Origin of the sequence: Pseudomonas sp. 39004 (genome assembly GCF_028682155.1) — a bacterium.
In the GTDB taxonomy this organism is placed as follows: Bacteria; Pseudomonadota; Gammaproteobacteria; order Pseudomonadales; family Pseudomonadaceae; genus Aquipseudomonas; species Aquipseudomonas capeferrum.
The window spans coordinates 1-12785 of sequence record NZ_JANIAG010000164.1; the positions used below are offsets into that span (position 1 = coordinate 1).

General features: G+C 57.7%; 3 protein-coding genes. All 3 read right to left on the reverse strand.

Annotation, left to right across the window (positions count from 1 at the left end; genetic code table 11):
* On the reverse strand, nucleotides 1–3184 hold a 3184-nt coding region (locus tag NP534_RS21920), incomplete at its 3' end, for an RHS repeat protein (RefSeq protein ID WP_274100092.1).
* A 79-nt stretch (nucleotides 3185–3263) separates the two neighbouring features.
* Entirely contained in the window at nucleotides 3264–7619 is a 4356-nt protein-coding gene (locus NP534_RS21925) for an RHS repeat-associated core domain-containing protein (protein ID WP_274100093.1), read from the reverse strand.
* Complete coding sequence (locus NP534_RS21930; protein ID WP_274100094.1) at nucleotides 7616–12682, reverse strand: hypothetical protein; 5067 nt, start codon at nucleotides 12680–12682, stop codon at nucleotides 7616–7618. Before NP534_RS21930 ends, NP534_RS21925 begins: the two co-directional genes overlap by 4 nt.
* Between the last annotated feature and the right edge of the window lie 103 nt (nucleotides 12683–12785).

Here is a 12785-nt window from a genome sequence, read left to right on the forward strand (position 1 = left end):
GGACATCACTTTGGTAAAACGCCTGGTGCCGCGGTTCATACACCCGGTAACCATTGCCCAGGTGATAGCAACCGGTGACGGGATCGACCCGCTGCCCGTTGTAACCCACACCACTCTTCATCTGGTTCAGGCGTGCCAGTGGCGCTTCCCCCCAGGGTGTGAAACCGATGGATTGACTGTTCCAGTTGCCCTGGGCATCCCATGCATACTCTTCCGCTGCCGTGTTCTGAGGGTCTGGCATGACGAAATAGGTCTGTACTATTTCTGCATCCTTGTACATCTCATAACATTGCACCACGAGACCTGTTTCGTCATCTAGTACACGGCGGCGCAGGGGCTTACCCTGCTTATCCAGCCATTGCTCCCCACACAGCTGGTCGTCGTTGTATTGGAGAATGCAGCGTTGTTTGCGCGTTTCATCCCATTGCGCAGCCAGCCGCCCCTGCTCATCGTACTCATAGTGGGTGATACATCTATCGTCTTTGCTGACGCGGAGCAATTGGCCGTCGTGGGTATAGGCGAGGGCCTGCCCTGAGGCGTTGGTGGTCAGGCTGCCATTGAGGTCGCTGGTATGCGAAAGGGCCTTGCGCTTACCCGCCCGGGCCACGCTACAGGTACTGCGCAGCGTCGGTTGATTGGCATCATAAGTGTACGTGCGGGTTTCAATTTCATCGTCAGTGAATGTTGTAGTACAGGTCAGGATGTTGCCTAGAGCGTCGTAGCCATAACACTGCGATTTGATCGTTCTCGCAGCCGCATCTTCTATCCCGAAACCCTCGATCGCATCAACGTCCCACTGGCTGAGTTCATTGCGTAGCGGGAAGTAGGTGAATGTCTCGACCCGGGTGGCTGTTTCATCGCCGTTGCGGTACCAGGTTTTGCTTAGCAGTTGACCTGTCGGTGACCAGCACTGCACGTAGCGGCTCTTTATTACGCCGTCCAGGCGGTAGGTTCGTTCGGTTTCCCGGGCAAACCCGTCGTATGCCATTGACACTGTCAGCTTTCGACCGCTATGCAGATCCAGCACGGCCAATTGGTCGACCTCGCCTTGCGCACCATAGCGATACCGGTATTCCATCCGACCGCGTCGAATGCGGCTGCGCCGATTCTGGCCGTCCCGCCACGTGCGGGCTCTCGTCCCATTGGTGTGTTGCACCTGGCCGACGTTGCCACGCAATGAATGCTGCGCAAGGCGTTGCATCTGGGCGCCCCGCACAATCCTTGTCGATTGTGACGTTCCGAGGAGTTGAGGGGCTGTGCTGTCACTGTGGATAGCACTCTGGCGCGCATCCGCTGTTGCTGGACGTTCAGTGTGCAGGGCTTGAGTGACCTCATTGTAGGAGAACGAGGCAACCAGTGTTTTGGGAACCCTTACACCACTGTCAGCCGTCTCGGTGTACCAGAGTTGTACGGCACCATCCTCACTGGGCTCGCTCCAAAGCCGCACGCCGTCTGGTCGCTGCTGCGTCCTTGGGCTGAAGGTGTGCTCCACGCGCGAAGCACTACTGCCAACCTTACGGGTGGTGATCTCGTCACCTCGGTTGCCACTGCCTAGCAGGGTCTGCTCCCCGAGCACTTGTTCGGCGCCTTTTTCAGGTGTCAGGGTGACTTTGACGGGGACTACGCAGAGACCTTGATAGTTCCACTTGACCACGGTCTTATCCGGCGTAGTGATCTGGGTTCGGCGTCCGAGTTCGTCATATACGCATTCCCATTCGCGCTCCACGTTTTGCGCTCCGGCGACCAGGCTTTCCTTCACGCGTACGCGCTGCCCTTGTGTATCGATATGCTCCTCGATGGAGAGCGCTGGGGTACCGAATTTATTCTCCTGTGCGTCCCAGTGCTTGTGCGATTGGGTGAGTGTGACCTTGCCATCCCGATGATTGCGCTGAGTTTTCTGCACACTGCGGAGTGGGCCTTGTAGCAATGTGCCTGACACGCTTTCAGTGGTCAGTGATTCCCCCGTGGCCGCATGTTGCGCATGCGAGTGGGTTTCCTCCTCCCAGAACCAATCCCGCAGATTTTCCGACAAGGTCGCGCCCTCGTTCACCAGGCGCAATCCTCCAGGGAGATAGTCGTAGACGCACTGATGCTGACGTTCACCGTCGGCCCCGTAAGCGACTTCCTCGAGGCATACATAGTTGCTGGGCGAGTGATCATCACCCGCCACCCGCTGCATTTCGCGCCGCACTGGACGTTGTAGACCATCCAGAAGCGTGCGCCCACAGCGCCCGTCCGGGCCGACCGTACGGACCCAGGTGCCATTCCCTGTTTCCAGCCAGTGCGTTTCATGGATGTTTACCGCGATGCCTGCATGGGCGCTTGTGGCGAAGCCTTCTTCCTCCCAAGCTTGCGTGGTACTGCCCAGTAGACGGTCCCGGGCATCGTATGTGTGGTAGACCATGAGCGCGGGATTGCCCAGGTCATCTTGCTGTGTCTCGCGCAGCACACGACCACTGCGGGCTGAGCGCACTTGATTGGACAAGGTGGCGATAGGCGTGAACAAGTTTCGTTGCATGGGCGTCGTGCTTATCGACGTCAACGTTCCGGCCGTGCTGTTAACCTGGGTCGTTTCCGTGATGGAGCGGGTCTGCCGCGCTGTGTCGTTCTTGTGCCACTGCGTTGAGGTGGTTACCTTCTCGAGGCCATCCCTGGCAGTGGTCAGTTGTTGCAAGGCAACGGTAATTCCTTGGCGTCCCTGTGCTTGTGTGACGGTCCAGGGTGTGGTGGTTGTATCAACGGCTACACCCTCTAGGTTCAGTACGGTATCGGGTATCAAAACGCCTGCGTTATCGATTGTTGCATTAGCGTAACCGTACAACGTCAACGTGGTAGTCGACCGCGTGCCATCCGGGAAAGTCAAGTACTCACATTGCGCCATGAGGGGTGGCGTGCTTTTATCTGGCAGGCTTTCGCACTTGAGTGTCAGGGCGTCCACGAGGGAAGTTGCTTCTACGTTCTCAAGTGTAAACCCGCTCAGCAACTGCGTCACATCAGGTACTTTGTCGCTTCGGTCTGGTGTCCCGGTGCTGGCGTCAGCGGGGTAGTAGCAAAATTCGAGGGTCAGACCGTCGCTGGTGAAGGTCTTCGTCACTAGCCCAGTCGCCTGATCATAAGTGAACTGTGTGTTTTCTGTAGAAGCGGATGACGTCGGTGTAACGTTCTCGGTGGCGGTAGTGCTCATGTTCGGGGCTCCTGTGCAGCGGGCTGCTCAGCGCGGGCGAAGCGTAATCATCGGTGATGAGAGAGCAACACCGTCCGGCTCATACTTTTGTAACAGGCAGTGCGCTGTCTAAACCGTTAATGTATGCGCTGTAAATTCGTTGGTAGAACAAAGGCCTGCTACTGAGTTTCGTGCCTCGGCAATACAGGTTGTCGACAGCGTCGTAGTGAAGCCCTTTGGCTTTCAGTGATTGCATTACTTCCAGAGTGGAGGTGGGCCTGTTGACAAGCAAAATGTCAACGTTGTGTTGGTTTGCCATCCTCTCCATCCTCATCCTGAATGGGGCTCTCTCATATTCGGGTATTACTTCATGAGAAGTTCGCCCTGGCACAGCCTCCCTCAGCTCATAATTTGGAACGCTCGCACCTCTTGCGTAACTCTGCGTGACTGGACGTTTGCCCTTGATAGACGAGGCAAGGGAGCGTAGCGAAGCGGAATCTGTATCGACCACCGCCCTGAACCCGTTCCGGGTAAAATAGTTCATCGTTGTAGGGGCTTCGAATGCCCCCGGAGCGTCGTACCCTTTTGCCATAGGGCCGGAAACACGACGGCCATGACTAAAGATCAGCAGTTGGCGGGGTTCGCTTGAGCCTTGGTACAAGGTGTAAACGTCTGGCGTCGTTGAAGCTGTTGCTGGGCCGCCATTGAGCTCGTAGAAATGACTGCGACCCACGTGTCGTCGCCATGAGCCCATGCGCGATGAGACCGATCCGGACAGGCTTTTCAACCGTTTCAACGCAGAGATACGCAACAGGCGTAGCTTCTGAACGCCCTTGCTGGCCCCTCTCATCAGCAAACTGCCTACTTTCGCCAAGCCCTTGCCGGAGGCGTCGAATACACTAGTTGCCATGCTTGCCCAGCCCAGTTTCTCCGATAAGCTCGGGTTGCTTTGTCGCAGCGACAGTTCCGCTGCGCCCAGCGCAAACGCCAGTGTTGCAACAGCAAGAAACAAGACCCCAAGCAAGCCGCCTGTCAGGATCGACCCGATGATAGCCAGCACAAAAACGCCAGCCAGCAGCAGCCATTCCCACCACGCTGCAGGTTCATGATGGGGTGGCGTGGTCTCGCGGATCATGTCGTCCAGGGAGGCCAGCTGTGCCGATTGCTCCCGGCGACTGACCATGATGTGCCCACTCGGGTCATGCCAGTTCACTGGGTCACGCCCTGCGCAATACGCCCGGTCATTCAAGCCGCCTTCGCCGAATGGGCTCAGGCTGTCACCCTGGAAGAAGGCCTGGAACTTGGGGTCGTACACGCGGTAGCCGTTACCCAGATGGTAGGCGCCGGTTACCGGGTCGACGCGCTGGCCGTTATAGCCCAGGCCGCACTTGAGTGCATTGAGCTGATCCAGGGGCGCCTCGCCCCAAGGCGTGAAGCCTGTCGCCTGGCTTTTCCAGCGGCCGTCGGCATCAATCGAATACTCTTCGGCAGCGCCATTCTGTGGGTCTGGCATCAGGAAAAGGGTATGTGCAGTGGGGGTCGCCTGGCCTATTTCCAGGCACTGCACCACCAGCCCAGCCTCTTCATCGAGCACCCGGTGCCGCACAGGTTTGCCGTGCGCATCCAGCCACATTTCCCCACACAGCAGGTCGCCTTTGTATTGCATGACCCGGCGTTGTTTGTGGGCCTCATCCCACTGGGAGGCCAGGCGACCGATGTGGTCATATTCGTAGCTCGCCAGTGGCTTGGTAGCACCGACTTTTGTTATTGACTGCAGCTGGCCTTCCGGCGTGTAGGTGAGCTGATGCCCTGAGGCGTCAGTGGTGAGGCTGCCATTGCCGTCACTGGCCAGTGTGAGGGTTGTGGGCGTGCCCGCTGTGCCGTTTTTGGGGGTTTTCGTCACCGTGACGGCTGTACGCTGGGTGGGCTGCAGTGTATTGCCGTAAACGTAGCGACGCAGTTCGCTTGCGCCGTCTACATAGGCCGTGGTGCAGGTCCGCAGGTTGCCAAGCGCATCATAGGTATAGGCCTGATCCTTGATGCTGTTCTTGTCCCTGTCTTGAATCTCGTAACCTGTGACTGCCGTCACGCTCCAGCTTTTGAGTTCATTGCGATCGGTTGCGTAGGTAAAGGTCTCGGTACGTGTGGCCTCGCTTTCACCGTTGCGGTACCACGTTTTGCTCAAGAGCTGCCCGGTCACCGACCACGTTTGTTGATAGCGGCTTTTGATAGCGCCATCCAGCGTGTATGTCCGCTGGGTTTCCTGGCCAAAGCTATCGTACGCAAAAGCCACCAGCAGGTGGGTGCCATTGCGCCGGTCGCTCACGAGTAATTGTTCGAGCTCGCCTTGTGCAGCATAGCGATAGCGATAGTCCAAGGCCCCGCGGCGTACCCGGCTGCGTCGATTCTGCCCATCGTGCCAGGCCTGGCTGCTGATGCCGTTGGTCAAGGCAGTGCGGCCGAGGGTGCCACGCAGCGAATGCTGAACCCGTTCGTGCTGCTGCATGCTGCGAAGCTTTCGGGTTGTCAGTGTTTGCCCGAGCAAACGGGGCGAAATGCTCTCGGTGCTGATTAGACTTTGCAGGTTCGCTTCGGTTTGGGGGCGCTCGGCCTTAATGGCCTGGGTAAGTTCGTTGTAGGTGAATGTCGCAAGCGCCACCTTGACTGCAGCCTGCTGGCTGCCCTTGGCGTACCAGGACACGCTGTTGCCGTCGTCGCTGCTTTCGTTTGTTACTTCAGTGCCATCAGGGCGTTTATAGCCGCTGCTGTTGAACGTGATCGTCTGTGCCGAGCCGTCGGCGCCCACCGTCCTGGACGCGATTTGGCCGCCGCGCACGGTTTGTTTGCCCAACTGCTTCTCCGTGCCTGATTTGCCTTTGATGGTGACCTGGGTGGGCATGTTGCTGAGCCCTTCGTAAGCCCATTTCACCACCGTGCCATCCGGCCCTTCGGTCTCCGTGCGTCGCTCAAGCTCATCATATTTGAACTGCCATTTCCGGTTAACGGTGCCTACCGTTTCAGTGACCTCGTCGCACAAGCCGCGCGCATTGATGCGCCGCTCGCTGCTCAGGCCTATGGCCTCCAGTTGTTTGCTCGTCGCGTTCCAGATTTTATGGCTGAGGGCGAGTGTGACCTTGCCGTCGGTGTGGTTACTCTGTATGTCTTCGACGCTGTGCAGAGGGCCTCGCAGCAGGGTGCCAACGATAGTTTCGGTACGCTTACTCTGCGTGCCGTTTGCCTCCACCTTGTCGCCCTGCGCCTCGGCCTCCCAGAACCAGTCCCGCAAGGTGGCTGGCAAGCTCACGCCCTCGTTGCGAACGCACAAGCCCCCTGGGTGGTAGTCGTAAATGCACTGGCGCTGCGGCTCACCGTCTGCGCCGTAGGCGATTTCTTCAAGGCATACGTAGTTCTGTGCCGAATCGTCACTGCCTGCCTGGCGCTGCAGTTCACGCCGAACGGGGCGTTGCAGGCCATCGAGCAAGGTGCGCCCTTTGCGGCCATCCGGGCCGACGGTGACGACCCAGGTGCCGTTGCCTGTCTCTGCCCATTGCTGTTCGGTTTTCGCCAGGGCCTCGCCATTTGCCTTTTGCGAGGTGTATTTATCGGAATTCCAGGCATAGGTAGTGCTGGTCAGCAGGCGGTCTCGTGCGTCATAGGTGTGGTAAGCCATCGATGTTGGCCTGCCCAGTTCGTCTTGATCCGTCTCGGCTAGCACGCGGCCGCTGCGCGCGGAGCGAATGTGCTGAGCCACGGTGGCTGTGAGGTTCAACTCGCCGTACTTGAGGGGCGCCTCGCGCTTTACCCGCAACTTGCCTGTTGCGGTGGTAGTGGTTTCTGTCAGGCTGCGCGTCTGCCGGGCAGTATTGTTCTTGTACCAACGGGTCGAAGTCGTTTCGGTCTTCGTTTCTGCGCCGGTCGTGGTGTGGGTGACCTGCTGCAAGTCGATCACCAGTCCCTGGCGCCCCGTCGCTTTAGTGATGCCCCAGGGTGCAGTCGAAAAGTCGACCGTAACGCCTTCCAGGTTTAGTACCAGGTCAGGCATCAAGACGCCGTGGCTGTCGGTGCTGGCGTTTGCATAACCGAACAGGGTCACGTTCATGTCCGACGTGCTGCCGTCGGGGAACTTCAGGTAGCTGCATTGTGCGAGCAAGGGCGGGGCGTTGGTATCGGGGATCTTCGGGCACGATAGCGACTGTGTAGGGATAGCAGCTTGATCTTTCTCCAGCTGCAGCCCACTCAACAGCGTTGTCAGCGTAGGCACGTTGTCGCTACGGTCTGCGTTCGCCGTGCTGGCTGTTACCGGGTAGTAGCACAGGTGAGTGGTTTGCCCATCGTCAGCGACGATCTGGGAAAGCAGCCCTGAATCTGCATGGTAAGTGAAGAGCGAGGTTTCACTTACCGTTCTGGCCGGTGTAAATGGATCAGCACTGGCAGTTGCCTTGGCATCGGTACTCATGAGCGGTTTTCCTCCAACGCGTTTTCGGCAGTGCTGTTCACGGGCGCAGCGGGTTGGGCACTGACGTTCAGATCTTCAGTGGTCACCGTCGTGCGGATGGGCTGTGTGGCCAGGCGGAACTTAACGGCGGGGTCGGTGCTGGCGACCGCGTCCGGGTAGACCATCGTCGTGGTCTTGCGGGCCACGCCCGGAATCGCTTCGATCACCTGGGTTTCGACGATGAAGCCATTCTTCAGCGTCCAGGTACGGGTAGTCGACGGGCCATCGAGCTGGTTTCCGGTTGACAGGCTGCAGGTGGAGGAGAATGTCGCGCCTTCACTCAGCCCCAGGCTGCTGCTGCCTTGCCATTCCCAGATAGACGTAATTGGCTGTTGCCCCGCACCTGGCAGCAGCGTATGGCGCAGTACCCGAGGCAAGGGAATGATATTGTCGGTACGCCAATCCCAACCCTTCCACATCGGCCCGTAGCTCACAACCTCGAGCGAGCCGTCTTCTTCGGCGACCGAGCACAGCACGCGGTCCAGCACCGGCTCACCTTCATACCCGAACACCACCGACTGTACCGGCTTGGTGTCGTTTTTGCCCTTGCGGGTCAAACGGGTGAGCAGGCAGTCCTTGATGGACAGCGTGACCGTGTATTCCTCAGCATCACCCGGCCACACAGTGAAGGTGTAGCTGTACTCACCCTGGGCCACAGGGTTGGTGTGTACAGCCTCGAGCAACTTGGTCGAACCATCAGCGATGTGCTTCAGGTGCACATGGCCTTCTTTGCCTTCCCACGCCAGGGTAAGCGTGCCGCCTTGTGCTGAGGTGATGCGGGAGGGGACCAGCAGGTAGGCCTTGCGGTTCATTTCGGTCTTGAGCTTGGTCAGTTCCGCGATCTTGTTAGTCAGATGGGTGGTTTGCGTAGCTGTAATACCTGACTCTTTGAGCCATTGATCCAGGTTGCCCTTGAGCGCATCTACTTTGTTGATGAACGCCTTTTTGTAATTCTCGCTGGGTTCCTTGTTGTCATGAGGGTTGGGCTTGGCCAGCGTTTCGCTGCGTCCGGAGGGGAATATCACTGTCAACCCGGTCAATTCGCCATGGGTGCCCTTGGCGCCTGTGAGCGTTACGCCATTGATGGCCAGGCGCTTGGTGCCTTTTGCTTTTTCTACCTGTGCGGAGGACAGGGTAATGGTCTGGCCGTTATGCAAGGTCAAGCGGTGAAGGCGATTGTCGTAGGCACTGAAGCGGAACGCCCAGCCATCGCCCAAGCCACTTTCGTTGGCACGGGTGGCAGAATAATGCAGCGTCAGGTCGAGTTCTGGCCCCTGACCCGACAGCCCGCGAATTACGCCCACAGGGTAGTGGGCGTGGAACAGGCCGGTCTTGCTGTCGACACCGTTTTCGCTGGCGCCACTGACGTCATAAAGCTCGGAGCCAAGGGTGCCGGCGTAGTCTGCGCAGAGTGAGTCTTGGGGGATGAAGGTGCGGCCTTTGAATGGCCTTTCAATGGTGAGCGGTCCTGAGCAGGCTTGGGTAATGCCCGATCTGCTGATAAAGCTTGCGCTGCAAAGCCCTTTGGCGGGCGCAAGCGTTACACCTTCCGGAATGTAAAGGTGAATACCGCCATTATCCGACTTAAATGAACCCAGACCTAATGGATACTGGCGCAATAGGTCTGGAGCTAAGTCTGATGAATAGGAGGTGAAGCGAATGCCCTTCTGCAATGCTGCTTGGGTGAGTTGAAGATGGACGGTCCAAACGCAATCGTCTCTGTCCCCCGTCAGTAATGAGCGCAGGATGTCTTCGTGTTCGGCGCGTAATGTTCCCAAGGCCTGGAGGGTGGCCGATGCCTCCTTGGAGAGTACTGTTAAAGGATTATCGCGCCTCCAGGATGTTGTGATTTCGACAGCTTCATTTCGAAGGGCAGGGTACGCAGCATCCTCCGCCAATGGCCCCACAGATTCATACAATTTTTGCAGTCTGAATCTCTCTTTATAGCTGAGTGAAGCCCTTTCGCGATTCTCTCTCAGTTCGTTAAGCTCTTCCATTTCAGGAAAGAACTCTGATAGTTTTAGGCGATCGTCGTTGGAGAAAACAAGATCAGCCAGCGTTTTGTCCTTGCCATTCTTTTTTTTCAAAAAGTAATCGAGAGGGCTGAATTTCGAAATCATCGCTTTTAGAGCCTTGATCACGATGTACGGCTCGACGCGCGTTAGCAATTTTTCATCAGCGGAAGTCAGCACGCCAAGTGCTTTAAGCGCATGTAACGTGTCATAGAACCAATCTGACAGCAAAGCTTCCTTGGTCCGTGTATCCAGCAAAATGTCAGACGGAAATACGCTATTACGATTTGCCAAGATGAGTTTAAGTGTGTCGAGTACGTACTTGTAGTTATCGTCAAGCATCCCGAATTGAAGGTTGAGCTGGCTTTCGTTGCCTGACAGACAATGAGAGCAGGCCTTGCGCGTTCTTGTCAATGTGGTGAATCGCAGCTGGAATACATCATTCAGCATGCAAAATTCATCGTCACTCGCTAGGCGCGAAGCTACAAATGCCGGTATATTGGCTGAAGGTGCTTTGAATTGAAAATCGTCATAGCTAATATAGTCGATTTCTTTCATGCCCACTCTCGGTTGGATTTGTTCCATGTCTCGGTCGGTCAGGGGTTCGCCTCCCAAATTCAATAATCGTCCGAAGCGGGTTGTAAAGTTAGTTTCTACTGTCCATTTCGTGCAATAGGCGTAGGTCTTCGCCTCTTCCCAGAGCAAGCGGTCGCGCTTGTAAGATATTATTTGTTCTAACGATGGGCGGCTTACAGTCTTTTCCTTACCGACCGTCTTAGAGTGGCTGGCGACCATTACCCATTCAGCGTCCGCCGGCAGCCACAGGCAGTGATCAGCCAGGTCACTCGCCTTTTCGGTTGGCGCATTGGTGAGTGGCGCTTGTTTACCCCACATCGTCACGGAAGAAGCCAACAGCGTGCCCAGCGCCTTGACCCACTCGGCCCTGCGCTTGTCCGCATTTTCCTCCGTTGATGCCTTCGGCTTGAAATCCCACGACGTGATGGCATTGCCGCTCCATCGATCAGTCATGGTCAGCGTCACGCCATCCTTGAAGTCTTCATACAGCTTGCCCAGGGTCAGCGGCTGCCCTTCAGGCGTTTCAAGCGCTTTTACAGCGTCACCGTCCAGCCCCGGCAAGCCTGTAACGATTACCCTGACCGGTAAAGGCATGTGCCACAGGACCCCGCCGTTGGCGGCGGTCGGTTTGCCGTCTGATGCCTGGGCCGTGCCTAGCCGCAGGTACGCGCCCAAGGCCGATTCTTCAAGGTCTTTCGCCAAAGAGGCCAGGCACTTGGCCGCAGTGGTATCGGTGCTTTTGATTGTGTATTGGAAAGGGGAGCCGGGCAGTTGGCCTGCGCTGTAGCGGTCGTACAACTGGATCTGGATGACCTGGCCGGCCACTGGGGTGAAGGTGTCTACCGGCCGGTACAGCTGCCACGTCAGCGCCTCCAGCTCTACCGACAGATTGGAGTGTTGGGGTATCCACAGTGCATTGTTTGCATCGCCAGGCGCGACGGTTACGCCATCGCTCGCCAGCACGCCTGCGCGCAACATGCCAATCTGCGCAGGGTGCTGATTGATCTGCTCGCTAAGCGCCTTGGCCCATGTTGCAGCCGTGCCCCGCTGCGGCGTGAACACGTGAGTTTCGTACAGATATTGCGTGGTTCGGTCGCGTACCTGCACGCAGACGCTTTCACCTGCGGGCGGGGGGGCAACCGGCAAGCGGCTAGCGATGACCTGGTTGGCCTTGAACGGCGCATTGCTGAACAACCGGCAGCCGTCGGCAAATGACCATAGCCGGTTGACTTGTACCTTGCCCGCAGCATCCAGCGCGATGAAAGCCTCCGACGTTGGGCTGCCTGTGGCGCCGATGGCCAATGCCCCGCCCTCGGTCAAATAGCCCGCGCAGAGCCACTTGTTGCCATCAGTGTTAGCGGGGGCGTCGTTGACGGCTTTGAGGAACTCTCCTGGCCAATCAGCGTTGCCTTTGGTGGTGGCCGTTGCGGTCCACGCAACCTCTTTGACGATGCGCCCGTCCTGTTCGTTGATCACCCAGGCTTTTACCTGCTCGCTCATACTCAGGTCGCGGTCGGCAAGCAGGTAGGCGGCGCTTTGCCATACGTGGGCACCCGCGCCGAGGGTAGCGGGTTCGAAACCTGTCAGGTCGGGTAATAGATCATCATCCAGGTCGCCACCGGTCCAGTCGTTCCAGATGGGGGTGGCAATGACACCCTCGACAAGTGCCAGGGTAATCTCGAAGTGCAGGGCCTGCGGGAGCATTAGTGTCAGGTTGGTTTTGTCGCCCAAACGGGTCTCGCTGCCTAGTCTGCCGAGGCGAGCGTAAATCGCGACGGGAAGTGTCGCCAGCACATCGACACGCGCCGACAGATTGTCCGGCGTTGTGTTGTAGTCGAGCTCACACTCCTTGCGATAGACGATTTGCCGGGTCCGCTTATCACGCACTACCAGTTCGACGCGCCGCTTGCCAACACCGCCTTTTGGCGGCGGGATGAACGCATCCATCATCTGTGCCAGCGTCGCTTCGGCGCCGGTCGCGTCATGCAGGGCGTAAGCCCAGGCAATGTTATTGTCTACCTCCGTGAAGCCACGGAGTGCTATCCGCAGGGGCTGGTCGCGTTGCCAGAGGTCGACGGTTCCCTCGGCTTGGATATCACCATCGACCGCCGTATGGGTACCCAGGCGCACGAAGTCAGCTAGAGGTGACGCCAGCAGCTGTTCGCGGAAAAAGGCAGGCCATTTGTCCTTCGTGTCGTTATCGCCGAATGTAAACTTCAACCTTGCGTCTACCGCCAGACCGGTCTCATCGTCATAAACATAGAGCATACGATCGGTGGAGGCGTTCCGGTTGCGCAGGTCCAGGCCCGTGTTGCAGCGGCGCCAGCCCCTATTTTGAGGCAATTCGGGTTGGTGGCCAGCGGCCGGCTTTATTTTTATGTGCCCGTTAGCGTCGGCAACATACTGCCACGCGTTGGCCGTGTAAGAGTCACCCATCAGGCGCTTGAAGGCGTTCTCATATTCCTCTGCGGTGTCCTCTACGATACCGGGCGGAAGTGCCGATGTGTTGCCGACAAAGTAGTAAAAACTGGTATTGTAT

Coding starts and splice junctions, on each gene's coding strand:
- NP534_RS21925 (WP_274100093.1), bottom strand. CDS start 7,619: ATGAGTACCGATGCCAAGGCAACTGCCAGTGCTGATCCATTTACACCG.
- NP534_RS21930 (WP_274100094.1), bottom strand. CDS start 12,682: ATGGGTGACTCTTACACGGCCAACGCGTGGCAGTATGTTGCCGACGCT.